The following is a 25177-nucleotide window of genomic DNA, read 5'->3' as shown; positions in this document are numbered from 1 at the left end:
TTCATGTGTCAATTGCGTAATCTGCAACAAGATTTGCAGTTCAAAACCGGCATATGGCACAAAATTCCAAGTTTTTCCCGGTAAAGTCGGGAACCATCCCGGCCTCGCCTGCATTTTCCAGCAGTTCATAACTCTGGCCTGCATCGTCCAGAACGTCCAGCCACTGCTCCAAACCGACGCTGTTTTCACACAGGTAGCGCAGCAGTTGCATTGCCCGGGCAAAACTGTCCTGCAGCAGCACCGCGCTGCGGCGCACCCGGCCATCCTGCTCCTGCCGCAGCTCCATTACAACGCCCTGCGCAGCGGCGGCACCGCAATATACAAGGGTGTGGGCATGCTGCAGCCCTTCCAGTTCTGAATATGTACGGATATAGCGGCAGTATTCTTTGCTCATCATGGAAAACTCTCTCCTTTCTATCGCATTGACATCTTTCCTGCCCTTTACTATAATGAATTCAGAAGTATTTTTGTGTCGAAGTATGACACAATCATCCAATATTTTCCACTTTTGCCAATTCTTTTCCGTCATATCATCCGCTGGGATAAGGGAGAACAACATGTATTCTGTTACCAGAAGCTTTGGTCTGAACGGCCTGAGCGGCTTTGCCGTGGCAGTGGAGGCCGACATTTCCGGCGGTCTGCCCGCCTTTTCCATCGTGGGCCTGCCGGATTCCGCTGTGCGTGAAAGCGCCGACCGTGTGCGCGCCGCCATCAAAAATCTGGGCTTCAAGTTCCCGGACCGGCGCATTACCATCAATCTTGCCCCGGCGGATGTGCGCAAGACCGGCCCGGTGTACGACCTGCCGCTTCTGCTGGCAGTGCTCACTGCCAGCGGCCAGCTGGAGGATGTGCCTGCCGACGCGGCATTTCTGGGCGAACTGGCACTGGACGGCACCCTGCGGCCGGTTTCCGGCGTGCTGCCCATGGCGCTGGCTGCAGCAGAAAATGGCACCCACGCCCTGTATGTACCTGCCGAGAATGCCGCCGAAGCAGCCGAGGCCTGTGCCGACAGCATGGCCGTCTACCCCGCCCACACGGCACGCGAAGTTGTAGATGCCCTGCGCGGCATCTCCCCGCTTGCCCCGGCGGCTGTTGTTCCCTTTGACCCTGCAGACGCATGGGCACAGGTGCCGGATTTTGCGGACGTGATGGGCCAGTCGCTGGCGCGGCGGGCTATGGTCATTGCTGCCGCAGGCGGACACAATGTTTTGCTCATTGGCGCACCCGGCACCGGCAAATCCATGCTGGCAAAGCGTCTGCCCGGCATCCTGCCGCCGCTCACCCGTGAGGAAGCCGTGGAGACCACTAAAATTTATTCCATTGCAGGGCAGCTGCCGCAGGGCCGGGGCCTGATCTCTGCACGGCCTTTCCGCAGCCCGCACCACTCGGCCAGTGCCGCAGCTCTGGCTGGCGGCGGCGCACAGTTCCGGCCCGGCGAGTGCAGCCTTGCCAACTGCGGTGTGCTGTTTTTAGACGAATTGCCGGAGTTCTCCCGCGAGAGTCTGGAAGTGCTGCGCCAGCCGCTGGAGGACGGCCAGATCACCGTGAGCCGAGCGGCAGGCAGTGCCACCTATCCCAGCCGCTTCCAGCTGGTAGCCGCCATGAACCCCTGTAAGTGCGGCTACTACGGCCACCCCACCCGGCAGTGCACCTGTTCGCCCAGTGCTGTGCGGCAGTACCGCAGCCGTGTGTCCGGCCCGCTGCTGGACCGCATCGACCTGTGCGTGGAGATGGACCCCATCGCCTTTGACGAGCTGCACGCCGTCGTCCCTTCCGAGAGCAGCGCCGATCTGCGCAAACAGGTGCTTAGCGCCCGGGCCATTCAGGCAAAGCGCTATACCGCCCCGGGTTTTGAGGGTGTGCTCTGCAATGCCCAGCTCACCGCCGGGCAGGTGCGGCGCGTCTGCCGCATGACCCCCGCCGCCGAGCGGCTGCTGCGCGCCTCCTACGACGCTTTGGGCCTTTCCGCCCGCGCCCATGACCGTATCCTGCGGGTGGCCCGCACGGTGGCCGATCTGGCAGGCAAACAGCTGCTGGATGAGGACTGTGTGCTGGAAGCCCTGCAGTACCGGGCACAGGAAAAAGTGGAAGTATAAAAACTTCTTCGTCTTTGCTTCGCAGATCCGCCTTCCCCGAAAAGGGAAGGGTTTGTGCAGCTTACTGTTACGCGCAAAAAAGCCATCTGTATCTTTCCAAATGCTCAATACGAGCAGAAGATCACAGATGGCTTTTTATAATTGCTTTTTAGAATCTGCGCCATGTATCCGGCAGGAACAGCACCAGCATCGGGAAGATCTCCAGACGGCCGGCCAGCATGTCGAAGATCATCACCAGCTTTGCAGGGTTCGTAAAGCTGCCAAAGTTCATCATGGGGCCCACCTGCGCAAGGCCCGGGCCGATGTTGTTCAAAGTAGCTGCAATGGCTGTGAAGTTCGTCACCATATCAAAGCCATCCAGACTGATGAGCAGGAAGGATACCACGAAGATGAAGAAATACGCGCCCATAAACACATTGGTGGTGCGGATGGTCTCGTGGTTGAGCAGCTTGCCGTCCATGCGGACGGGGGCCACCACCTGCGGGTGCAGTGCCTGCTTGAGCTCTTTGCCCAAGGTCTTGCCCAGAATGAGGAGGCGGCTCACCTTGATGCCGCCGCCGGTGCTGCCTGCGCAGGCACCAATGAACATGAGCACCACCAGAATTTCTTTGGAGAGGGTGGGCCACAGGTCAAAATCGCAGCTGGAAAAGCCAGTGGTCGTGATGATGGAGCCCACCTGAAAGGCTGCCTGACGCACCGCTTCGCCAAAGCTGTTATAAAGGCTGTAGATATTGGCCGTGATAATGCCAATTGCCACCAGAATAATGGCGAAGTAGCCGCGCACTTCCTCGCTGATGGCGCGGTTGAATTTGCGCAGCAGCAGCAGGAAGTAGGCATTGAAGTTGACACCAAACAGGATCATGAAGATGGTCACGACCCACTGGATGTAGGGAGAAAAGCTGGTAAAGCTGTCGTTCTTGAAGCCGAAGCCGCCGGTGCCCGCCGTACCGAAGGCCGTGAGCATGGACTCAAACAGCGGCATGCCGCCCAGCAGCAGGAATACCACCTCCAGCACGGTGAGTGCAAAATAGATGCCGTACAGGATCTTTGCGGTAGACTGCACCTTGGGCACCAGCTTATCCACCTGAGGGCCGGGGCTTTCTGCCTTCATCAGGTTGACGTGGGAGCCACCGGTCAGGGGCAGCAGCGAGAGCAGGAACACCAGAACGCCCATGCCGCCGATCCAGTGGGTGAAGCTGCGCCAGAACAGGATGCCCTTGGGCAGATCCTCCACCCCGGGCAGGATGCTGGCACCGGTGGTGGTAAAGCCGGACACCGTCTCAAACAGGGCATCCACCGGGTTCGGGATGCAGCCCGCCACCACAAACGGAACGGCGCCCACGATGGAAATGACGATCCAGCTCAGCGAGGTAGCAGCAAAGCCCTCCCGCATATAGAACATCTTGCTTTTAGGCTTGATGCCGCGCAGGGCGTAGCCGATGGCGGCGCTGACTGCCGCCGTGATCAGAAACACGCCCAGCACGAACCATTCGCCGTAGATCCAGCTGGCCGCTGCGGGCAGCAGCAGCAGCGCACCCTCGATCAGCATGACATAGCCCAGCAGACGGAAAACGATCGCATAATTCATAGTCTGCCTCCGTCAACCCTCTGCGCCCTTGTCCAGAATATCGCGCAGGTCATGCAGACCATGCTCCAGCGTGACCACGATCACGTTGTCGCCTACCTGGATCTGGTCGCCGCCGCGCGGGATCAGGATCTGATGGCCGCGGGTGATGCAGCACAGCAGCAGATTCTTTTTCAGGTGCAGCTGGCTCAGGGGGACACCGGTGGCAGCGCTCTTCTCGTGGACGGTAAATTCCAGCGCTTCCACGCGGTCGTCCAGAATGCGGTACAGCGTCTTGATGTTGCTGCCCGCTTCGTTCTGCAGTGCACGCACATACTGCACGATGTAATCGCAGGTCATGTACTTGGGGTAGACCACGCTGCCCAGATCCAGACCGGCCAGAATATCATCAAATTCCAGACGGTTGACTTTGGTGACCAGCTTGCCCTTGGAGTGCTTTTTGGCAAACAGGGTCAGCAGCACATTCTCCTCGTCGATGTTGGTCAGGGCCACAAAAGCCTCTGTGGACTCCATGCCCTCGGACAGCAGGAATTCGCGGTTGGAGCCGTCCTCGTTCAGGATTTGTGCGCCGGGCAGCTGCTCGGCCAGCTCCATGCAGCGGGCAGGGTCGCGCTCCACGATGCGCACACGCACGTGGTTTTCCAGCAGCTCCTGGCTCAGATAGAAGGCGATGGCACCGCCGCCCACGATGAAGGCATTGCGCACCGGGCGCACCGGCAGGTGGATGCGCTGGAAGAACTCGTGGGCCTTATCCTGTGTTGCAAGGAAGGTGACCTGATCGCCGTTCTGCAGTACAAAGTTACCGTTCGGAATGATCACGCCGCCGCTGCGCTCCACTGCACACACCAGAATGTCGCTCTTCAGACGGGTGGGAATCTCGCGGATGGCCACGCCATCCAGCCCCTGCTCTGCAGTGAGTGCAAACTTGATCAGCCGCACACGGCCGTCTGCAAAGGTGTCGATCTTGCTTGCACCCGGGAAGCGCAGCAGATGGGAGATCTCCTTTGCTGCAGCCATTTCCGGATTGATGATGGCCGAAATGCCGATCTGCTTTTTGATAAAGTCCAGCTCATGACTGTAGGACGGGTTGCGCACGCGGGCAATTGCATGGCAGTGGCCCGCCTTTTTGGCAAACATGCAGCACAGCAGGTTCAGCTCATCCGAACCGGTCACGGCAATGAACACATCCGCGTCTTCAATGCCGGCCTCTGCCAGCGTGGTGATCGAGGAACCGTTGCCCACGATGCCCAGCACATCGTAGCTTTCAGTCAGGTGCTCCACACGCGCTTTGTTGGTATCCACAATGGTCACATTATGGTCTTCCTCACTGAGCTGCCGCGCCAGCGCAGTACCAACCTTGCCGCCGCCCACCAGAATGATCTTCATAACAAGTCCTTTCTCTTTCCGCGTCCCTTCTGCCGGGACAGCACAAATTCATCATAGTATACCATATCTCCTGCCAAAGTTCCACTGTTTTCCACATTATGCAACAAAAACCTGCCAAATGACGCAAAAAAGCCCCGGGAGATACCGTCCCGGAAGCTTTTATTTCATTTAATAGCGCGCCACGCCGTCCTTCGTTACAAGGGCATACACCAGCGGGGCTTCCTCCGGCTTCTCAGGGCCGTATCCAAGGCCGCTGCGGTACTCGGCGGCGGCAGCTTCAAACTTATCGGCTGCGCCGTAGAAGGTGGCAAGGCTCTCGCCCTTCTTTACGTAGTCGCCGCGCTTTTTATGCAGGGTGATGCCGGCGGCAAAATCCAGCGGGTCGCCCTTTTTCTGTCGGCCCGCACCCAGCAGCACGCTGGCAGAGCCGATTTTCTCGGCATCGTTCGCCACAATGTAACCGTCCTGCTCTGCCAGCAGCTCAAAGCTTGCCGCGGGCTGCTCAAACAGGCTGTAATCGTCCAGCACGCGGGTATCGCCGCCCTGCGCCGCAAACATCTCCTTGCACTTAGCAAAGGCAGACCCATCGGCAATCACCGCCTCGGCCATGGCGCGGCACTCGGCAGGAGTGCCCTTATCGGCCAGCACCAGCATGTTCGCCGCCAGCTGCAGGCAGACCTCGGTCAGGTCGGCGGGGCCATGGCCCTTGAGCACATCCATGCTTTCCATGACTTCCAGACTGTTGCCAATGTTATGGCCCAGCGGGGTGTCCATATCGGTGATCATGGCAGCCACCCGGCGGCCGTGATGGGTGCCAATGGATACCATCAGCTTAGCCAGCTCAATGCTCTGGTCTACCGTTTTCATAAAAGCTCCGGTGCCGGTGGTCACATCCAGCAGGATGGCATCCGAGCCGGAAGCCAGTTTCTTGGACATGATGCTGGATGCGATGAGTGGGATGCAGCTGACGGTTGCGGTCACATCCCGCAGGGCATACATTTTTTTATCTGCAATGGCAATGCCCTCGCTCTGGCCAATGACCGACAGACCGATCCTGTTCACCTGCGCAAAGAACTCCTCCTGTGAGAGGGCGGTTCTGGTGCCGGGCACGCTCTCCATCTTATCGATGGTGCCGCCGGTATGGCCAAGGCCCCGGCCGCTCATCTTGGCGATCTTCACGCCGCAGGCCGCCACGATGGGGGCAATGACCAGCGTGGTCTTGTCGCCCACGCCGCCGGTGGAGTGCTTGTCCACCTTGATGCCCGGAATGGGCGAAAGATCCACCATCACACCGCTGTGAGCCATCACATCGGTCAGCTCTGCGGTCTCCTCATCGGTCATGCCGCGCAGATAGACAGCCATCATCCATGCAGCCATCTGGTAATCAGTCACTTCTCCGCTGACATAGCCATTGACGATCTGCTCCAGCTCCTCACGGCTGTGCGTACCGCCGTCACGCTTTTTTGCAATCAGATCATAAACGCGCATCGTATCACGCTCCTCGTTTTTTCAATAGTACGACATTGTAAGATATAGTATAGCAAAATTCCAAACAAAAGCAAGTATCATTCTGTAAACTTTGCCCAATTTTAAACCAAAAAGGGCGCAGCCGCCCGGAAAAGCAGCTGCGCCCTTGTTTTGGGAACACAAATCGTCGTTTTAGCGGGACCCCTTGTCGTAGGGGATGCCCTCTGCCTTGGGTGCCATGCTGTTCTTGGAGGTAAACGCAAGAATGATCATGGACGCCACGAACGGCATCATGTTGTAGATGTTGCTGGACCAGTGCAGCTGTGCCAGGAAGGTGGAGTCTGCAATGTTTGCCAGACTCTTGAACACAGCAAAGAACATGGCTGCGCCAAAGATGTTGAAGGGCTTCCACTGGCCAAAGATCATAACAGCCATGGCAAGGAAGCCTGCGCCGGCCACGCCTACCTCAAAGTTCCAGGTCTGCACCGGGGGCACAATGTAGGCCATGCCGCCGATCGCGCCCAGTGCACCGGAAATGACAACACCGGCATAGCGCATCTTGTAGACATTGATGCCCACAGAGTCCGCTGCCTGCGGATGCTCGCCGCAGGCACGCAGGCGCAGGCCAAAGCGGGTCTTGTACAGCACTACATAGCTGATGATCAGCAGAATGATGCCCAGCGGCACAAAAATGCTCAGCTCCAGCCCGCCGATGCTGAACAGGAAGGGCCTGTTGGTGTAGTTCAGCTTTGCACTGCCGCTATCGCTGAAATTCTTGGCAAGGACCACCGCGATGGCCGTGGCCAGCAGGTTCAGGGCCGTGCCGCCGATAGTCTGATCCGCCTTCAGGTTGATGGAGGCAAAGGCCAGCAGCAGACTGTACACCATACCGGCCAGTGCCGCCACCAGAACAGAGATCAGCACCACGAGGAAGACCGGCATTTCGGCAGGCAGCATGGTCAGGGTGAGAACACCCGCCACACCGCCAATGACCATGATGCCTTCCAGTGCAATGTTGATGATGCCGGAGTGCTCACTGAACATACCGCCCAGTGCCACCAGCATCAGAACGATGCCATACAGCAGTGTATATTTGATCAGAAGCAGCATATCACTTGCCCTCCTTTTCGGTTGCAGATTTTGCAGGAGCAGCAGGCTCTGCGTTCACATTGGTTTTATCGGCATTCTTGAACAGCAGTGCGTGGATCTTGCCGCGGAACAGCATGGAGAATGCACACAGGTAGATGATGATACCGCTGATCAGGTCCGAGATCTCAGTGGGGTAATACTTGGTGGAAAGGAAGGAGCCGCCCACCGAGATATGGGAAATGAAGATCGCCGAGAAAATGGTGCCAATGGGGTTGGAGCTTGCCAGCAGTGCAACGGAAATGCCGTTGAAGCCCATTGTCGGCAGGCTGGTGGAGTTCAGCGGGTTCCACTGGGACACATTGGACAGATAGTACAGGCCCGCACCAAAACCGGCCAGTGCACCGGCAATGGCCATGGAGAGGATGATGTTCTTCTTCTCGTTGATGCCGGCGTAGCGGGCAGCGCTCTTGTTCAAGCCCACAGCCTTGAGCTCGTAGCCGAAGGTGGTCTTGTTCAGCACCACCCAGATCAGAACTGCCACTGCTGCCGCCAGGAAGATGGCAATGGTGGTGCTGTTGGTCTGGAACAGCTTGTTCAGGCCGAAATCCGGGATGATGGACTGAGCGTAATCGGCGTTCTTGCTCAGGTTCATGGTACGGGTGTTGCGCACATCGTACATGGGGCCGGTGCCGTTCTGGTAAATGAGCTCATTGACCAGATACAGGCCGATCCAGTTGAACATGATGGAAGTAATGACCTCGTTGATGTTGAAGTAGGCCTTGAAGAAGCCGGGGATCGCACCCCAGATGCCGCCCAGAATGGTGGCTACGATCAGGCAGACGAACCATGGCAGCTTGAGCATGATGGCGCAGTACAGAGCGCCGTAAGCGCCCAGCGTATACTGACCCGCCGCACCGATGTTGAACAGGCCGGTCTTGAAGGCAAACGCCACAGACAGACCGGTCATAATGAGGGGAGCCGCATTTGCCAGCTCCTTGCCGACACCGTAGGGTGCGTCATGGAAGCCGCCCTTCAGGATGCGCACAAAGCCGTCGCCCCATGCGTGGGCCGGGTTGATGGCCAGCAGCACCAGAAAACCGACCACAAGGCCGATCAGGATGCACAGCAGAGCAGCCAGCACACTGGTGATGGAGCTGTTCAGACTGCTGTGGGAAAGTTTTTTCTTGTTCATGTGTTATTTGCTCTCCTTTCCCTGCTTGCGTGCGCCTGCCATATACAGGCCCAGCTCCTGCACGGTGGTGGTCTTGGGGTCAAATTCGCCCACGACCTCGCCCTCGTACATCACAAGGATGCGGTCGGACAGGTTCATCACCTCGTCCAGCTCCAGACTGACCAGCAGCACGGCCGTACCCTTATCGCGCTCGGCCACGATCTGACGGTGGATGTATTCAATTGCACCAACGTCCAGACCGCGGGTGGGCTGGACTGCCACCAAGAGCTTCGGGTCCTTATCGATCTCGCGGGCAATGATGGCCTTCTGCTGGTTGCCGCCGGACATGCTGCGCACGGTGGTCAGGCTGCCCTGACCGCTGCGCACATCATACTGCGCGATCAGCTTATCGGAGTATTCGCGCACCTTATCACTGCGGATAAAGCCGCCCTTCTGGAACTCCGGCTGCCAGTAGCGCTGCAGCACCATGTTGTTTTCCAGACTGTAGTCCAGCACCAGACCGTGCTTGTGACGGTCCTCCGGGATGTGGCTCATGCCGTCCTTGGAGCGCTGACGGATGGTCTCATTGGTGATGTCCTTGCCGTCCAGCATGATCTTGCCGCTGCTGATCTTTTCCAGACCGGTCAGGCCGTAGACGAACTCGGTCTGACCGTTGCCCTCGATACCGGCAAGACAGACGATCTCACCGGCGTGCACCTGAAAAGAGACATTCCGGACTGCATCCTTCTTGTGCTGGGCGCTGTGCATGGTAACGTTTTCCACATCCAGCACCACTTCGCCGGGGTTGGCAGGCTTTTTGTCCACCTGCAGCTGCACATCACGGCCAACCATCATGCGGGAAAGCTCTTCCTTGGTGGTATCCTTGATGTCCACGGTGCCCATATACTTGCCCTTGCGCAGAACAGTGCAGCGGTCTGCCACCGCCATGATCTCGTTGAGCTTGTGGGTAATGAACAGGATGGACTTGCCCTCCTTCTTGAACCCGCGCATGATCTCCATCAGTTCGTCGATCTCCTGCGGGGTCAGCACTGCGGTAGGCTCGTCGAAGATCAGGATCTCGTTGTCGCGGTACAGCATCTTCAGGATCTCAACGCGCTGCTGCATACCAACAGAGATATCGCTGATCAGTGCATCCGGGTCCACGCGCAGGCCGTACTTTTCGCTCAGGGCCATCACCTTTTTGCGTGCCTCGGCCTTCTGCAAAAAGCCCATCTTGTTGGGTTCCACCCCCAGAATGATGTTGTCCAGCACGCTGAAGCATTCTACCAGCTTGAAGTGCTGGTGCACCATGCCGATGCCCAGTGCGTTTGCATCATTGGGGTTGCGGATGACAACCTCCTTGCCGTTTTTGCGGATCTGACCAGCTTCCGGCTGGTACAGGCCAAACAGCACGCTCATCAGTGTACTTTTGCCGGCGCCGTTCTCGCCCAGCAGGGCATGTACCTCGCCTTTGCGCAGCTGCAGGGTGATATCGTCGTTTGCCTTGATTCCAGGGAACTCCTTGGTAATGTGGAGCATTTCGATCACAAAATCCTCTGCCAATCTGCTCACTCTCCTTTCGTGTCGTTTCGACACCGATACTTCTTTAAGTTCCATTATACCTGATTTGCGGCAATTTGCACATGTCTTTTTTGCTTTTTGGCAGAAAGCACAGACAATAGTATTACTTTTGTACTCTTTTCACGAAGAGTACGCTGCATTTTTCCCGCATTACGCCAATAGAAGACAAAAAAAAGCGGGGCACCCCGCTAACAGGATGCCCCGCTTTGAAAAGAACTATCGATCGTCCGCAGGCAGGCCTGCCGGACAACAGCTTACTGGATGTAGTTGACGGTGGTGAACTCGCTGACGGTGGGCTTGGTAGCGTCGTCGGAGCTGTTATCAACAGTGATCTCGCCGCTCTTGATCTTGCCCTTGACTTCCTCGTACTCGTCGGTGGTGAAGGACTCGAAGTTCCAGCTGTCTGCATCGGTGGGCAGGCCGATATAATCGCCGTCCTCCAGACCGAAGTTGCCATTGGAACCTGCGATGTCGCCCCAGCTGCCGGCATCGATATCAGCCAGAGCAGTGTTGACAGCCTCGGACAGGCCCTTCATAGCAGAGGTAATGAACGGGTTATAAGCGTAGGTGCCATCTGCAACGCCGTTTGCACCGATGTAGTTCTGGTCAACGTCAACACCGATGACGTAGCCATTGTTCTTCAGAGCAGCCTCAACAGCGGAGGTGTAGATGCCGCCGCAGGCAAAGACGACCTGAGTGCCGTTGGAGTACCAGCCCTCCATACGGGAGGTGATGTTTGCATCGCCGTAGAACTGGCCGCCGTAGAAGTAGTTGATCTCGATGTTCTGGCCCAGCTCAGCAGCAGCGGCATCAGCGCCCTGCACGAAGCCGTAGCCGTAACGGATAACAGCGGGAACAGCCATGCCGCCCAGGAAGCCCAGCTTGGTCTTGCCGTCCTTTGTAATGGCGTAGCCTGCCAGATAGCCTGCCTGCTCCTCCTTGAAAGTGATGCAGTAGCAGTTGGCGGGGATGGCATCGGTGCCGATATCGCCCTGAGTCACATCGATGGCGATGAACTTGACATCGGGATACTGGTCAGCAGCCCATGCCAGAGAAGCGCCGTACAGGTAGCCGACACAGACGATCACATCAGCGCCGTCGTTGACAGCCTGACGGATCATGGTCTCGCGGTCCTCATCGGAAGCGTCAGCCTCGGGAATGTAGTACTGGCAGTCATCGCCCATGTAGCCGGAAACAGCAGTCCAGCATGCCTGGTTGAAGCTCTCATCATCGATCGTGCCGGTATCGCAGGTCAGAGCGACCTTGACGATCTTCTCACCGCCCTCAGCAGCAGAGGAAGCAGTAGAAGCAGCAGCGGAAGAAGCGGTGCTGGTAGAAGAAGCGGAAGAACCGCCGCAAGCGGTCAGAGCAGCGGCAGCGGCAGCGGCACCAGCCACAGCCAGGAAATTACGACGAGAAATCATCATAATCAAACTCTCCTTTTATTTTTAATAAAATTGCGTCAAACAAATAAAATGCGCAGAACTGCACATTTACTGGCTCAAGTATAACGGCAAGCCGTGTCAGATGCAAGCAAATTCCGATTACAAAATCTTTACAATAATTTTGTAAGTTTTTATCAAAAGTAGTATTTATGCACAAATTTGCCGTAGTTCCGTGCGTTCTCTGTGCTTTGGCACACAATGCACGTATTGCCGTCACTTTATTGTCCTGCAGTGCACCTCTGCGTTTTTATCCCGTCACTTCACGGCACGGTTACCCGCCACATTGGAGGGGCCAAAGCCGAAGGGCAGCAGTTCGTCCATGCTGCGCTCGATAAAGTCTTCCGGTGTCTTTGCCATGATAACGTTCAGTTCCGGCCCGCCGAATTCAAACAGAGCCTGGCGGCACACCCCGCAGGGAGAAGTGATCTGCTCGTTCACCTCGCCGCGGCGGCTGCCCACCACAGCAATGTCTGTGAACTCGGTCACACCCTCGGCCACCGCCTTGAACAGAGCCGTGCGCTCTGCACAGCTGGTGGGGGTAAAGGCAGCGTTCTCCACGTTGCAGCCGGTAAAAATGCGGCCATCCTTGGCGCGCAGGGCAGCGCCCACCATAAAATCGCTGTAGGGCACATAGGCTTTTTCCCGTGCAGCCAGTGCCATGCGGATGAGCTCCTTCTTTTCTTCCAGGGTCAGCTTTGTCATATCCGTCACTCCTTTTTTGGTTTTCAGGGGTCGAAAACAGCGCGGCAAGCCCTTTTGCAGGCAAACCGCGCTGAAATGCGTTTTTAACGCTTAGTATTCTGCACCCAGTGCTACCTTCATCATATCGGTAAAGCTCTTCTGGCGCTGTTCTGCCGTGGTGATTTCCGGCGAAACAAAGCTGTCGGAAATGGTCAGCAGGCAGGCAGCGTTCTTGCCCAGCACCTGTGCATTGGCAAACAGGGCAAAGCTCTCCATCTCCACGCACAGGCAGCCGCGCTCGTCGCGCAGCTTTTCCCAGTAGGTGGGCTTTGCATCGGAGGGCTGACGGTAGAACACATCCGAAGAGTGGATGTTTCCCTCGATGAGGGGGATGCCCTGCTTTGCGGCAGAAGCGCGCAGCTTGTCATTCAGGCTCTGGCTGGGCAGCGTGATGTCCCCTTCAAAGCCGCTCTGCACGCGGGCATAGTTGCTCTCGCTCACAGCACCGGCGGCCAGCACCGTATCAAACAGCTTGGCCTTGTCGGTATAGCTGCCGGCAGAGCCAATGCGGACGATGTTCTCTACATCGTAGAACTTGAACAGCTCATAGGAATAAATGCCAATGGACGGCATACCCATGCCGCTGCCCATCACGCTGATGGGCCGGCCCTCGTAGGTGCCGGTAAAGCCCAGCATCCCGCGCACGCCGGTCACCTGACGGACATCCTTGAGGAAGGTGTCCGCAATGAATTTTGCACGCAGAGGATCGCCCGGCATCAGGACGGTCTTTGCAAAATCGCCTTTTTCAGCACTGATGTGAGGGGTAGACATAAGATCATCTCTCCTTTTCTGTTACATAATACAGCAGATGGGCCTTCTCCGGAGAAAAAGCCCTCTGCAAACTTACCTTTACCTATACTTTCTGCGGTTGAACACATTCTGCGGCGCGATGTAGCTGCCGTTGCGGCGGATCTCAAAATGGCAGTGGTTGCCGCTGGAGCGTCCGGTGCTGCCCACATAGCCGATCAGCTGGCCCTGCTTGACGGTCTGACCAGAGTGCACCGCCAGCGACAGACAGTGCGCATACACCGTGGTGTAGCCGCTGCCGTGGCTGATGATGATGGAGTAGCCATAACCCGTACCGGCACCGGCCTTGTTGTAGCCGGCCTTGGTCACGGTGCCGCCCGCCGATGCGTAGATGGGCGTACCGGCAGCCGCACAGATATCCACACCCTTGTGGTTGCCGCCGTACCAGCGTGAGCAGTAGCGATAGCCGGGCACCGGCCAGATGAACTGACCGCTGCCGGTGATGTAGCTGGTGCTGCTGGTCACCTTTTTGGTGCCCTTCACGATCTTTTCCGTGACAGGCTCCTGCACCACTTCCGTGCTCAGGATCTTCTGAGAAAGCTGGATGCCATCGGTGTTATAAACACGCTGCGCCGTGATCTGACGCAGGCCGTTCACACCGTTCTGCACCGTTTTCTTGGTACCCACCGTGTACTCGTTGGAGGTGGTGGTCTCGGTGGTATAGGGGATCTCCTCCTGCCAAGTCTCCACCTTGGTGATGCGCACTTCCAGCGTAGCTTCCTGCTTGGTCACGATCAGCTCATCACCGGCCTGAATGTTAGATTTCTCGTTCAGGGGCGCGCCCTTGAAATTGGTATTCAGTTCGCACAGCTCACGGAAGGTGAGGTCGTTTTTCTGGGCGATGCTCCATAGCGTGTCGCCTGCGCCCACTGTGTAGATCTTTTCCTGCTGCTGCACACCGGAAAGTTCCTTTTCCACATCCGCTTCGTCCTGAAAGCTGTCGTTGAAGTAGATGCCGTTTTCCAGCGTGACTTCCTTGTTGAAGCCCACGGTCACGTTGGAGTTCTCAGGGTCCTCATAGGGTTCCAGCAGGCTACTCAGGTAGCTCTGCAGGCTGACACCATCGCTGCACACTGCGGTCAGCTCGCCATCCAGATACAGGGCCGTGCCCTCGCTGATCTCGTCGCTGGCGCTCTTCAGGATCGCGTCCGCCATCTCGTTTTCATCCATGGTCTTGTGGGCCACGGTAACGGTGTAGGTAGGCTCCACGGTCCACTTTGCATGGTCGGTGTCTGCGTAGTTGATACGCTCCTGCACCGCCTCACGGGCCGAGTTGAACACATCCTCATTGGCCACATAGCCGACGGTCTGACCGTTCACCTGCACCTCCAGCGCATAAGGCTGGCGGACGGTATGGTTGAACACGGTCACCATAACGGCCAGTGCGCACACCGGCAGCACATACATGGCCATGCGCGGCAGTGTTTTCAGGTTGCGGCGCACGCCGCTGGTCAGGTAATGTACGCTGGCTTTGCAGGCTGCGGCAAAGCCTTTTTCTTTCCGCACCCGTTGGGCGTGCACCAGCAGCGAACCGCAGCCCCGGAAGAACAGCCAGATCGGGCCGAACAGGTCCCGGAACATCTGCGTTGCCCCCGGGAACGCCATTGCCGCAGCATTTGCCAGCAGTGTCGTAAATGCCTGCCACAGCCACAGCCAGCCGCTGCGCAGGCCGCGCCCAACGCGGACGAATCCATACTCTGTAGAATAGCCCAGTGCATACAGCGTCTCCCCGATGACTGGCACGGCAGAATTCTGGGCAAGCTTTCTGCCAAAATCATTCACATGATTCTGGGTTTTACGGCGCAGCCGGTGCCGGTGCAAAAGCCCCATGCATTGCAGCTGTGCCCAAAGGGAGCGCAGCCTCTGGCCGCGTTTCGGTTTTACCGGTGAAGCGGGCTGCTGCTCCTTTGTCTTGTCTTCGATCAAAAGGTTTTTCTCCTTCCTTGCCGCCAATGCACACACGGTGCCGGGATAAGACGGCGGCGGTCTTGGGCGCACATGCCCTTTCCAGCAGGCTCATGCACACAACATTCTTATTTTATTATACACCCTGCCGTCTTTGAAACAAGCATTGTCACAAAATTTGGGCGGTTCTTTCACTTACTTTTCACCAAAAAGCTGTTTCATATCCTGCGGCAGCGGGCTTTCCGCCGCAGCAGTCTTCCAGTTATTTCCATTTGCCGGGCATTCCACCCGGATTCCGCCCTCCACCGGGGTGTACACCGGCACCCGGAAGCTCTGCCTTGCACAGTGCAGCGCCTGCCGCCCAATGCGCTCCCGGCTCCCGCCGTAAAGGTCATCCCCAGCCAGCGGGTGGCCGATGGACGCAAAATGCACCCGGATCTGATGGGTGCGGCCCGTTACCGGCACACAGGCTGCAAGGCTCAGGCCGTTTTCTGCTTTTAATATGGTATACTCGGTGCGGCTTGGCTTGCCGTCCGGGGTCACGCAGCGGCCAATGATGCTCTCCGCCTGGCGGCCAATGGGCGCGTCGATCACGCCCGGACCCAGCGGCAGCTCTCCCTCCACAACGGCATAGTAGAGTTTTTCCACATTCCGGGCCAGCAGCGGCGCAGCATAGGCGTGCTTTGCAGCCAGAACAAGGCCGCTGGTGTCCTTATCGATACGGTTCACCGGGCGGAACACCGGGCTGATGCCCTGCTGCGCAGCCCATGCCGCATACCCGTTGGCAAGGGTATCGTAGGGGTAGTTCAGGGTGGGGTGCACGGCCAGATGCGGCGGCTTTTCCAGCACCACTGCAAAGGCATCCTCATAGACCACGTTTACCGGGATCTCCGGCTGCGGGGCCACGCCTTCCCCTTCCGGCGGCAGCTCAAAGCTGACCGTCTGCCCCGGGTACACCCTGCGGTTGGCAAGGACAGGCTCTCCATCCGCAAAAAAGCCGCTGCCCCGGAACTTGACTGCACGGGCAAGGTCGGTAGAAACGGCACACTGGCGCAGAAAATTGCGCAGAAGCACTCCGTTTTGGGTCTGCGGCGTATCGGGCACCGTAAAAAACAGCCGCATATGCACCCACCTCCTGCGCAAAAAAAACATAAAAATATATAAGATATTATATCAAAAAAGGCTTCTACTTGCAAATCCTGCTTTTTTATGGTATCATGAGGAACGGAAAACGAGTGGAACATACGGCGGCGGGGCGGCTTTGACCGCTCTGAGGAAAGTCCGGGCCTCACAGAGCACGGTAACTGCTAACGGCAGCCGAGGGTGACCTTAGGGAAAGTGCAACAGAAAACAAACCGCCGCAGCAATGCGGTAAGGATGAAACGGCGAGGTAAGAGCTCACCAGCGCATGGGTGACCATGCGGCTTTGTAAACCCTACCGGAAGCAACGCCTATATGGGACGTACAGCGCTGCTCGCGTGTCCCGAAGGCGGCACGAACCTGTCAGCAATGGCAGGTCTAGACAGATCGTCGTTTAATACAGAACCCGGCTTACGGTCTATCTCGTTTTCCATTTTTCAGTCTTTGATTCCCGCACATTTTTGTGTGGAATTTTTTATTTTTTGTCTTGCCCGCTTCCTCCGTCGGGCAGTGCGAGATGGAGAGAGCGCGGCTGTTTTGTTTTTGTCATTGTTCTTTTACTTCCCGTTTGGGTCTGTTTGTGGTATACTATGTGCACTGCAGGAAATTGCAGTCAACTAAGAAAGACAGGATGTGAAATCCTCCGATGAAAGATGGTTTTTTGAAAGCAGCCGCCCTTTCTCCCGCACTGCGGGTGGCCGACTGCGCCTATAATGTCCGGCAGATCACGGATGCTTTGCACAAAGCCGCAGCCCGCGGCGTAAAGCTGGCCGTGTTCCCCGAGTTCTGCCTGACCGGCTATACCTGCGGCGACCTGTTTCTGCAGCGCACGCTGCAGACCGGTGCACTGGATGCCCTGAGCACCCTGCTTGATGAAACAAAAGCACTGGACGTTGTCACGCTGGTGGGCCTTCCGCTGCTGGTGCACGGCAAGCTGTACAACTGCGCCGCCGTGCTATGCCATGGCCGCATTCTGGGTCTTGTGCCCAAGACCTATTTGCCCAACTACGGCGAGTTCTACGAAAAGCGCCAGTTCACCCCGGGCAGCACCGAGGTGGAGCTGGTGGAGGTGTGTGGTCAGCAGGTGCCCTTTGGCACCTCCCTGCTGTTCCGCTGCCGCCAGATGCCCAGCTTTGTGCTGGGTGTGGAGATCTGCGAAGATCTGTGGAGCGCCCTGCCGCCCTCCACCTTCCACGCGCTGGCCGGTGCGACCGTGATCGCAAATCTTTCCGCCAGCGATGAGACCGTCGGCAAGGCCGAGTACCGCCGGGCGCTGGTGTCCAACCAGTCTGCCCGCCTGCTGTGCGGCTACCTGTATGCTTCCGCCGGGCACGGTGAGAGCACGCAGGACATGGTGTTCGCCGGCCACGACCTGATCGCCGAGAACGGCACCATCCTCTCTGAGAACGCCCCCTTTGACGGCGGCTGTGCCGAGACTGAGATCGACTGCCAGCGCATGGAAGCCGAGCGTGCCCGCAACACCAGCTTTGAGCCGGCCGGTGAGGGCTACCAGACCGTGGAGTTCGATCTGGAACCGGCAGAGACCACGCTGACCCGCTGGATCGACCCGGCACCCTTTGTGCCCGGCGACCCCAAGCGCCGCGCCGAGCGCTGTGAGCTGATTCTGAAAATGCAGGCCGACGGCCTTGCCAAGCGGCTGGAACACGCCCACGCAAAGACCGCCGTTATCGGCATTTCCGGCGGCTTGGACAGCTGTCTTGCGCTGCTGGTGGCCGTGCGTGCCATGAAGCAGCTGGGCCGCCCCGCCCGGGATGTGCTGGCTGTGACCATGCCCTGCTTTGGCACCACGAAGCGCACCCGCAGCAACGCAGAGATCCTGTGCGATGAGCTGCAGGTCTCCTTTAAAGAGATCGATATCGCCAACACCGTGCACAGCCATTTTGCAGACATCGGTCAGGACGAGAGCGTGCTGGATGTCACCTTTGAAAACGGTCAGGCCCGCGTGCGCACGCTGGAGCTGATGGATACCGCCAACCGCACCGGAGGCCTTGTAGTGGGCACCGGCGACCTTTCGGAGCTGGCGCTGGGCTGGGCCACCTACAACGGCGACCACATGAGCATGTACGGTGTGAACGCCGGTGTGCCCAAAACGCTGGTGCGCCACCTTGTGCGCTACGAAGCCGACATTGCCGCCACCGATGCTCTGCGCACGGTGCTGCTGGATATTCTGGATACGCCTGTCTCCCCGGAGCTGCTGCCTGCCAAGGACGGCGAGATCGCGCAGAAGACCGAGGACCTTGTGGGACCCTACGAGCTGCACGATTTCTACCTGTATCAGGTGCTGCGCTTCGGCTTTGGCCCGGCCAAGATCTTCCGGCTGGCAAAGACTGCATTCGCAGGCCGGCCGGAGTACCCGGACAGCGTGCTGTACAAGTGGCTGCGCAACTTCTACTGGCGGTTCTTTGCCCAACAGTTCAAGCGCAGCTGCCTGCCCGACGGCCCCAAGGTGGGCAGCGTGACCCTTTCGCCCCGCGGCGACTGGCGGATGCCCAGCGATGCCTGTGCCGCACTGTGGCTGGCCGAGCTGGAACAATTACAGATCAAGGATTAACGCATGAAAAACAAAAAGCTGCTTGCCAATCTTCTGTTTGCCATGGTCATTCTGGCCATTGCCGCTGTGCTGCTGGTGGTGCGCCGCGTGCACGCTTCCGGCTCCGGGCTGCGGGCCGAGCTGATCTACGGCGACAACAACACCACCATGAACCTGCCGCTGGACGTGGATGAGACCTATGATGTGGACACCGGTTACTATACCGTCCACATTCAGATCAAGGACGGTGCAGCCCGGTTCGTGGATTCGCCCTGCCCGGATCACATCTGTGAAGGCTTTGGCTGGCTTTCCAACGAAGATCAGACCGCCACCTGCCTTCCGGCCCGTGCAGTGCTGACCATTGTACCTGTTTCCTGACAAAAAGGAGTGGTTTTGAATGATGGATGAAAACGATCGTTCCCACGAAGATTACCGTTCTCTGCGGCACATCAGCCGCAAGGAAGGCTCTGAGGATACTGCGCCCATCGAGGTAGACAGCTCGGCGTTTTTTTCCGAGCTGCCGCCGGAACAGCCCAGCACACCGCCTCCGGCCCAGCCTCCCCAGAAGCCGCCGCGCAGCGGCCACAACACACCCGTACCGCCCAAGGCCCAGCCGCCCGTGGATGGAGCCATGGCAGTACCTTCCAAGTGGGGGAAAATTTTGCTGATCTTACAAGGTATTTTAAGCATTCTGGCACTGGTGCAGCTGTGGCGCACCCAGATGCTTCCGGTGCTGTATCTGGTCATTCTGGCCGCGCTGCTGGCGCTTTTGTGGCTGCTGGTAAAGCGCTGTCAGGAGTACAATGTTCCCGGCAAGGTGGCCCGGGTATTTTCGGTGTTCCTGTGCGCTGCCATGGCACTGGGCTGCTTCTGGGCCCAGCAGGGCCTTTCTGCCCTGGGCAGCATGACCTCTGGCCTGCTCACCGGTGCCGAGGCCAACAAGATCACCAAGGAGCCGTTTGTGATCTACCTCAGCGGCGTGGACACCCGCGGCGAGCTGACCGAAAATGCCCGCAGCGACGTGAATATCCTTGCTGCCGTGAACCCTGTCACCAAGAGGGTGGCCCTGATCAACACCCCGCGCGACTACTACGTAGACCTTGCCGGCACTGACAGCAAGGATAAACTGACTCACGCCGGTCTGTACGGCGTGGAAACCAGCATGGCCACATTGGGCAATCTGTACGGCGTCAATGTGGACCATTACATCCGCATCAACTTTGCGGGCTTCATCAGCATCATCGATGCGCTGGGCGGCGTGGATGTCTACTCCGATCAGGCGTTCACCTCGGTGGGCAGCCCCGGCTACTATGACCCCACCACCTTTGTGGAGGGCTGGAACCATCTGGACGGCAAGGCCGCTCTGGCCTTTGCCCGTGAGCGTCACGCCTTTGCATCCGGCGATATCCAACGCGGCATCAACCAGATGAAGGTGATCGATGCCATGCTGAACAAGATCAAGTCCCCTGCCCTGCTGATGGGCTTTTCCAAGATCATGGATGCCGCAGCCGACTGCTTTGTGACCAGCTTTTCACAGGATCAGATCAGTGCGCTGGTACGGATGCAGCTGAGCGACTTTGCCGAGTGGGATATTGAAAGCTACACCGTCACCGGCACAAGCTCCAGCAGCACCAAATGCTACTCTGCCAAGGGACAGAAGCTCTACGTCATGAAACCGGACGATGCTTCTGTGAGCAAGGCCAGGGAAATGATCGCGTCCGTGCTGGGCGGTGAGGGCACCGTTGCCGACACCACCCAGAAGCCGGAAAAGACCGAGGTGTTCACCCCCACCACCGACCCGAACGCCGCTGTTTCGGAGGTGCCTGCGGAGAGCGTTCCCGAGGAAGTGCCCGCCGACAGCCTGCCGGAAGAGACCGTCCCGGCTGACCAGCCTGCAGATGCAGAGCAGCCTGCCGACACCCAGCCGCAGGAGCCGGAGGTCCCCGCCGAAGGCGAGACCGGCAGCGGTGATACGGCCGGAGAAGCACCGTCCATCTCCCTGCCCACACAGGAAGAGGTGGAACAGGCTGCATCGTCCATCTACAATGCGGCTTCCTCCATCTGGGGTGCCCTTCAGGATGCTGCTTCGCAGCAGAACGACGCGGCCTGACGATTTAAAATGTCCTCTGCGCAAGCTCCGGACTCTATCGCGGAAATATTATTTTATATGCAAAACAGGAAACGACTGCGGTCATTTCCTGTTTTGCTTTTTCACCAGAAAGTCCGTGCCGATAAACTGCATAAAAATGCCGCCTGCATCTTGAACCAATGCAGGCGGCTTTCTCATTCTATAAAATCATTACGCTTTGATCTCGTTCCAGACGCTCTTGCCGTCCAGAGAGGAAGCATCCACATCAAGATACTCGCAGATGGTCTGGGCGATGGTGCCAAAGCACAGACGGGTGCCAAGGTCAACGCCAGGCTTCACGCCCTTGCCGCAGATCAGGTACGGCACATACTCGCGGGTGTGGTCGGTGGTCTTGGTATAGGACGGGTCGCAGCCATGGTCAGCGGTGACCATGAGGAGATCGCCCTCCCGCATTCCGGGGATGAAGTCGGCCACGAACTTGTCAAACTCGGTGGCAGCGGCGGCATAGCCCGCCACATCGCGGCGGTGGCCGTAGAGCATATCGAAGTCCACCAGATTTACAAAGGCAAGGCCCTCAAAGTCGCGGGTCTGCAGGGCCTTGGTAAAGGCGATGCCGTTGGTATTGCCAGTGGTTTTGATCTTTTCGGTCACACCCTCACCGTCGAAGATGTCAAAGATCTTACCCACAGCGATCACATCCCTGCCAGCATCTTTCAGCAGATCCAGCATGGTAGCGCGGGGCGGCTTGAGGCTCAGGTCGTGGCGGTTGGTGGTGCGGTAGAAGGTATCCGCAGTCTGACCCAGGAAGGGGCGTGCGATCACGCGGCCCACGCCGTACTCGCCCTTGAGCATCTCGCGGGCGATCTCGCAGTAGCGGTACAGCTCATGCACCGGCACCAGCTCTCCGTTGGCGGCCACCTGAAATACGCTGTCGGCACTGGTGTAAACGATAAGGGCGTTTTCTTTCATGGCCTGCTCGCCGTAATCCTTCAGTACCTGCGTGCCGGAGTAAGGCTTGTTGCACAGCACCTTGTGGCCGGTCTTTTCCTCAAACTCGTGGATCAGCTCATCCGGGAAGCCGTTCGGGAAGGTGGGCAGCGGCTTGGGGCTTACCACACCGGCGATCTCCCAGTGGCCAATAGTGGTATCCTTGCCCATGCTCTGCTCCTGCAGGCGGGCAAAGGAGCCGATGGGCGCTGCGGTCTTTTCGCCTGCGGTCACGCCATCAATGTTGAACATGCCCATCTTTTGCAGGTTGGGGCAGTTGAAGTTGGGGTGTTTTGCAATGGCACCCAGGGTGTTGGTGCCCTCATCGCCAAAGGCGGCGGCATCCGGCTCTGCACCGATTCCAAAGCTGTCGAGGACGATCAGAAAAACACGCTTTTCCATATCGTTTTTTCTCCATTTCTTCCGGGGACCTGCCCCGGATAAGTGATACTATCTTTACTTATCATTATAAGCAAATCCTGTGCCGGATGCAAGCTTTTTCGCCTTCCCGCAAATATCCGTCATTTTCACCAAAATGTTCGTCATTTTGTTCACGAATTGACCGGGCGTTTTTTCATTTTTAAACGTAAATGCGTCATTCCGTGGCAAAGATTTCTTGACCGCCTAAAAAATTCAGCCACAGCGCAAAGTTTTCCTTGCCCTATTGTATCCCAGCGGATATAATAATAGGTGGAAAAGTTTTGAACCACAGGATTTTTCCGCTTTTGTACCACAGCACGGGATTTTTCCCGTTGGCCACGTGCAGCTGTCTGTATGACAGCGGACAGCCTGCCGCAAAATAGAGAATGTGAAGTTGTAGTTGGAGGTAGTAAAAGTATATGAGAAAAACAAAGATCATCTGCACTCTGGGCCCGTCCACCGATCAGGAAGGCGTTCTGCGCGAGCTGGTCGCCAACGGCATGAATGTTGCCCGTTTTAATTTTTCCCACGGCTCTCACGAGGAGCATCTGGGCCGCTTTGAAAAGCTGAAGGCCATCCGTGAAGAGCTGGGCAAGCCGGTCGCCGCCCTGCTGGACACCAAAGGCCCCGAGATCCGCCTGAAGGACTTCAAGAACGGCACTGAAATGCTGGAAGCCGGCCAGACCTTCACCCTGACCACCCGCGAGGTGGAAGGCACCAAGGAGATCTGCTCCATCACCTATAAGGACCTGCCGCAGGACGTGCAGCCCGGCGGCACCATCATGCTGGACGACGGCCTGATCAAGCTGCAGATCATCACCGTGAACGACACCGACATCGTGTGCAAGGTGCTGAACAACGGCAAGATCAAGAACAAGAAGGGTGTCAATGTGCCCGGCGTGCATCTGTCCATGCCGTATATGAGCCAGCGCGACCGCGACGATATCATCTTTGGCGCACAGCAGGGCTTTGACTTCATCGCTGCTTCCTTCGTGCGCACCGCACAGGATGTGTACGATATCCGCAACCTGCTCAACGAGTATGATTCCGATATCCGCATCATCGCCAAGATCGAGAACCGTGAGGGCGTGAACAACATCGACAGCATTCTGGCTGCAGCCGATGCTGTCATGGTGGCCCGCGGCGATCTGGGCGTTGAGATCGACTTTACCGAGCTGCCCGGCATTCAGAAGAATATCATCGAGCGCTCCTTCTCCTTTGGCAAGCCCATCGTCACCGCTACCCAGATGCTGGACAGCATGATCGTGAACCCCCGCCCCACCCGCGCCGAGATCTCCGACGTGGCAAATGCCATCTACGACGGCACCTCTGCCATCATGCTTTCCGGCGAGACTGCTGCCGGTGCTTACCCCGTGGAGGCCCTCAAGACCATGTCTGCCATTGCTGAGCGCACCGAGCAGGAGAACCACGCCCGCTTTGTTCCCCTCACCGAGAACACCGGCAAGATCAGCGTGAGCGATGCAACTGCACACGCTGCCTGCCTGACCGCCAAGGACGTGAACGCTGCCGCCATCGTCACCGTGTCCGAGTCCGGCAACACCGCCCGTCTGCTGAGCAAGTACCGCCCGGAGCAGCCCATCATCGCCTGCGTGATGAAGGAGCAGGTACAGCGTCAGCTGGCCCTGAGCTGGGGCATCACCCCGCTGATGATGCCTCTGGCACACAGCACCGATGAGCTGATCGAGATGTCCACCTCTCTGGCCAAGGAGAACGGCTACCTGCACAACGGTGAGCTGGCCGTTGTGACCGCAGGCGTGCCTGTGGGCGTGTCCGGCACCACCAACATGATCAAGATCCACATGGTAGGCAACTGTCTGGCTACCGGTGTGGGCGTTGGCCGCGAGAATGCCGATGTGACCAGCGCCACCGGCAAGGCCTGCGTCTGCCGCACGCTGGAAGAGGTGCGTGCAAAGTTCAAGCCCGGCATGGTGCTGGTGGTGCCCTCCACCAGCAATGAAATGCTGAGCTATGTGCGTGATGCCGCTGCTCTGGTGGTGGAAGAGCCGGGCCTGAACAGCCACGCTGCCATTGCCGGCAAGGCCCTGCTCAAGCCTACCGTTGTGGGTGCCGCCGGTGCTACCAGCCACATCCGCGACGGTCTGATGATCGCTGTGGACTGCGCGCACGGCAGCGTGCAGCGCCTGCAGGCATAAGCCAAAGGAGAAGATCATGGAACGCATTGCAAGCTTCTGTGTTGACCATACCAAACTGGACCGCGGCATGTATCTGAGCCGTCAGGACGGCGATGTTCTCACATGGGACATCCGCATGAAAAGGCCCAATCACGGCGATTACCTGTCCACCGGTGCCGCCCACACGCTGGAGCATCTGTTTGCCACCTATGCACGCAACAGCGCCTTTCAGGACAGCGTGATCTACGTTGGCCCCATGGGCTGCCGCACCGGCTTCTATCTGCTCACCCGCGGCCTGACTCCCGCCGAGGCACTGGAGCTGACGGTGGAATCCTTCCGCTTCATGGCTGGCTTTGAGGGCGCTGTGCCCGGGGCCAGCGAAGTGGAGTGCGGCAACTACCGCGATATGGATCTGCCCGCTGCCAAGGCCGAGGCCGCTGCCATGCTGCCGGTGCTGGAAGCACTGACCGGCGACGAGCTGCATTACTAAGCTATCTTCACCCTTCAAATTCATCATCATAAAAAAGCGCTCTCCCACTGGGTTTCCGTTGGGAGAGCGCTTTT

Annotated in this window: 19 protein-coding genes and 1 other RNA gene; 7 read left to right on the top strand and 13 right to left on the bottom strand. The window is 58.0% G+C overall.

From position 1 onward, the window contains the following. Window positions 1-40: 40 nt before the first annotated feature. Window positions 41-397 (bottom strand): hypothetical protein, encoded by a 357-nt coding sequence (locus ACGHP1_RS05535; protein WP_179859701.1) that lies wholly within the window; start codon window positions 395-397, stop codon window positions 41-43. A 160-nt stretch (window positions 398-557) separates the two neighbouring features. Here ACGHP1_RS05535 and ACGHP1_RS05530 point away from each other — a divergent pair, with 160 nt between their 5' ends. Beyond that, on the top strand, window positions 558-2096 hold the full coding sequence (locus ACGHP1_RS05530; RefSeq protein WP_097781936.1) for a YifB family Mg chelatase-like AAA ATPase: 1539 nt from the start codon (window positions 558-560) through the stop codon (window positions 2094-2096). A gap of 148 nt (window positions 2097-2244) precedes the next feature. Here ACGHP1_RS05530 and ACGHP1_RS05525 read toward each other — a convergent pair whose 3' ends face one another. From ACGHP1_RS05525 to ACGHP1_RS05475, 11 genes are all read right to left on the bottom strand, one after another. After that, the gene (locus tag ACGHP1_RS05525; RefSeq protein WP_120079498.1) at window positions 2245-3684 is read right to left on the bottom strand and encodes a TrkH family potassium uptake protein; all 1440 of its coding nucleotides are present in this window, start codon (window positions 3682-3684) and stop codon (window positions 2245-2247) included. Between the two features lie 12 nt (window positions 3685-3696). Next, entirely contained in the window at window positions 3697-5067 is a 1371-nt protein-coding gene (trkA, locus tag ACGHP1_RS05520; RefSeq protein WP_005940088.1) for a Trk system potassium transporter TrkA, read from the bottom strand. Between the two features lie 168 nt (window positions 5068-5235). After that, a complete protein-coding gene (locus ACGHP1_RS05515; protein WP_097778159.1) occupies window positions 5236-6555 on the bottom strand; it encodes a thymidine phosphorylase in 1320 nt (439 codons plus the stop codon). Between the two features lie 171 nt (window positions 6556-6726). Further along, window positions 6727-7644: an ABC transporter permease gene (locus ACGHP1_RS05510; protein ID WP_097774807.1), complete on the bottom strand. Its 918-nt coding sequence runs from the start codon at window positions 7642-7644 to the stop codon at window positions 6727-6729. A 1-nt stretch (window position 7645) separates the two neighbouring features. Further along, on the bottom strand, window positions 7646-8815 hold the full coding sequence (locus tag ACGHP1_RS05505; protein ID WP_294647711.1) for an ABC transporter permease: 1170 nt from the start codon (window positions 8813-8815) through the stop codon (window positions 7646-7648). Window positions 8816-8818: 3 nt separating this feature from the next. Further along, window positions 8819-10333 (bottom strand): ABC transporter ATP-binding protein, encoded by a 1515-nt coding sequence (locus ACGHP1_RS05500; protein WP_390509809.1) that lies wholly within the window; start codon window positions 10331-10333, stop codon window positions 8819-8821. A gap of 296 nt (window positions 10334-10629) precedes the next feature. Continuing rightward, a complete protein-coding gene (locus tag ACGHP1_RS05495; protein WP_390556619.1) occupies window positions 10630-11802 on the bottom strand; it encodes a BMP family protein in 1173 nt (390 codons plus the stop codon). Between the two features lie 273 nt (window positions 11803-12075). Beyond that, the gene (locus ACGHP1_RS05490) at window positions 12076-12522 is read right to left on the bottom strand and encodes a cytidine deaminase (RefSeq protein ID WP_390508249.1); all 447 of its coding nucleotides are present in this window, start codon (window positions 12520-12522) and stop codon (window positions 12076-12078) included. A 90-nt stretch (window positions 12523-12612) separates the two neighbouring features. Next, the gene (gene deoD, locus ACGHP1_RS05485) at window positions 12613-13332 is read right to left on the bottom strand and encodes a purine-nucleoside phosphorylase (RefSeq protein ID WP_390508246.1); all 720 of its coding nucleotides are present in this window, start codon (window positions 13330-13332) and stop codon (window positions 12613-12615) included. A 78-nt stretch (window positions 13333-13410) separates the two neighbouring features. After that, entirely contained in the window at window positions 13411-15294 is a 1884-nt protein-coding gene (locus tag ACGHP1_RS05480) for a LysM peptidoglycan-binding domain-containing M23 family metallopeptidase (RefSeq protein WP_390508243.1), read from the bottom strand. 174 nt (window positions 15295-15468) lie between these two features. Then, complete coding sequence (locus ACGHP1_RS05475) at window positions 15469-16395, bottom strand: RluA family pseudouridine synthase (RefSeq protein WP_154255365.1); 927 nt, start codon at window positions 16393-16395, stop codon at window positions 15469-15471. 110 nt (window positions 16396-16505) lie between these two features. Here ACGHP1_RS05475 and rnpB point away from each other — a divergent pair. From rnpB to ACGHP1_RS05455, 4 genes are all read left to right on the top strand, one after another. Next, an RNA gene (gene rnpB / locus ACGHP1_RS05470) (RNase P RNA component class A) lies at window positions 16506-16843 on the top strand. 216 nt (window positions 16844-17059) lie between these two features. Then, complete coding sequence (locus ACGHP1_RS05465) at window positions 17060-18985, top strand: NAD(+) synthase (RefSeq protein ID WP_207698252.1); 1926 nt, start codon at window positions 17060-17062, stop codon at window positions 18983-18985. 3 nt (window positions 18986-18988) lie between these two features. After that, a complete protein-coding gene (locus ACGHP1_RS05460) occupies window positions 18989-19342 on the top strand; it encodes a NusG domain II-containing protein (RefSeq protein WP_390508240.1) in 354 nt (117 codons plus the stop codon). Between the two features lie 19 nt (window positions 19343-19361). Continuing rightward, window positions 19362-21074: an LCP family protein gene (locus ACGHP1_RS05455; protein WP_390508237.1), complete on the top strand. Its 1713-nt coding sequence runs from the start codon at window positions 19362-19364 to the stop codon at window positions 21072-21074. A gap of 189 nt (window positions 21075-21263) precedes the next feature. Here the strand turns inward: ACGHP1_RS05455 and ACGHP1_RS05450 are convergent, their stop codons facing one another. Beyond that, window positions 21264-22442, bottom strand: a complete 1179-nt coding sequence (locus tag ACGHP1_RS05450; RefSeq protein WP_390508234.1) for a phosphopentomutase — start codon at window positions 22440-22442, stop codon at window positions 21264-21266. Between the two features lie 437 nt (window positions 22443-22879). Here ACGHP1_RS05450 and pyk point away from each other — a divergent pair, with 437 nt between their 5' ends. Further along, entirely contained in the window at window positions 22880-24634 is a 1755-nt protein-coding gene (gene pyk, locus ACGHP1_RS05445) for a pyruvate kinase (RefSeq protein WP_223387858.1), read from the top strand. A gap of 16 nt (window positions 24635-24650) precedes the next feature. Then, window positions 24651-25103 carry an S-ribosylhomocysteine lyase gene (locus ACGHP1_RS05440; RefSeq protein WP_005940027.1) on the top strand — a complete coding sequence of 151 codons (453 nt, stop codon included), beginning with the start codon at window positions 24651-24653 and terminating at the stop codon, window positions 25101-25103. The last annotated feature ends 74 nt before the right edge of the window (window positions 25104-25177 follow it).

This window comes from Faecalibacterium sp. i21-0019-B1 (genome assembly GCF_042852915.1).
In the GTDB taxonomy this organism is placed as follows: domain Bacteria; phylum Bacillota; class Clostridia; order Oscillospirales; family Ruminococcaceae; genus Faecalibacterium; species Faecalibacterium taiwanense.
The sequence above is the reverse complement of the archived record's forward strand: the minus strand, read 5'-3'. Positions and strand labels throughout refer to the sequence as shown.

Excerpts from the sequence above, each read along its gene's own strand:
- ACGHP1_RS05535 (WP_179859701.1), bottom strand. The coding sequence starts at position 397 with ATGATGAGCAAAGAATACTGCCGCTATATCCGTACATATTCAGAACTG.
- ACGHP1_RS05530 (WP_097781936.1), top strand. The coding sequence starts at position 558 with ATGTATTCTGTTACCAGAAGCTTTGGTCTGAACGGCCTGAGCGGCTTT.
- ACGHP1_RS05525 (WP_120079498.1), bottom strand. The coding sequence starts at position 3,684 with ATGAATTATGCGATCGTTTTCCGTCTGCTGGGCTATGTCATGCTGATC.
- trkA (WP_005940088.1), bottom strand. The coding sequence starts at position 5,067 with ATGAAGATCATTCTGGTGGGCGGCGGCAAGGTTGGTACTGCGCTGGCG.
- ACGHP1_RS05515 (WP_097778159.1), bottom strand. The coding sequence starts at position 6,555 with ATGCGCGTTTATGATCTGATTGCAAAAAAGCGTGACGGCGGTACGCAC.
- ACGHP1_RS05510 (WP_097774807.1), bottom strand. The coding sequence starts at position 7,644 with ATGCTGCTTCTGATCAAATATACACTGCTGTATGGCATCGTTCTGATG.
- ACGHP1_RS05505 (WP_294647711.1), bottom strand. The coding sequence starts at position 8,815 with ATGAACAAGAAAAAACTTTCCCACAGCAGTCTGAACAGCTCCATCACC.
- ACGHP1_RS05500 (WP_390509809.1), bottom strand. The coding sequence starts at position 10,333 with ATGCTCCACATTACCAAGGAGTTCCCTGGAATCAAGGCAAACGACGAT.
- ACGHP1_RS05495 (WP_390556619.1), bottom strand. The coding sequence starts at position 11,802 with ATGATGATTTCTCGTCGTAATTTCCTGGCTGTGGCTGGTGCCGCTGCC.
- ACGHP1_RS05490 (WP_390508249.1), bottom strand. The coding sequence starts at position 12,522 with ATGACAAAGCTGACCCTGGAAGAAAAGAAGGAGCTCATCCGCATGGCA.
- deoD (WP_390508246.1), bottom strand. The coding sequence starts at position 13,332 with ATGTCTACCCCTCACATCAGTGCTGAAAAAGGCGATTTTGCAAAGACC.
- ACGHP1_RS05475 (WP_154255365.1), bottom strand. The coding sequence starts at position 16,395 with ATGCGGCTGTTTTTTACGGTGCCCGATACGCCGCAGACCCAAAACGGA.
- ACGHP1_RS05465 (WP_207698252.1), top strand. The coding sequence starts at position 17,060 with ATGAAAGATGGTTTTTTGAAAGCAGCCGCCCTTTCTCCCGCACTGCGG.
- ACGHP1_RS05460 (WP_390508240.1), top strand. The coding sequence starts at position 18,989 with ATGAAAAACAAAAAGCTGCTTGCCAATCTTCTGTTTGCCATGGTCATT.
- ACGHP1_RS05455 (WP_390508237.1), top strand. The coding sequence starts at position 19,362 with ATGATGGATGAAAACGATCGTTCCCACGAAGATTACCGTTCTCTGCGG.
- ACGHP1_RS05450 (WP_390508234.1), bottom strand. The coding sequence starts at position 22,442 with ATGGAAAAGCGTGTTTTTCTGATCGTCCTCGACAGCTTTGGAATCGGT.
- pyk (WP_223387858.1), top strand. The coding sequence starts at position 22,880 with ATGAGAAAAACAAAGATCATCTGCACTCTGGGCCCGTCCACCGATCAG.
- ACGHP1_RS05440 (WP_005940027.1), top strand. The coding sequence starts at position 24,651 with ATGGAACGCATTGCAAGCTTCTGTGTTGACCATACCAAACTGGACCGC.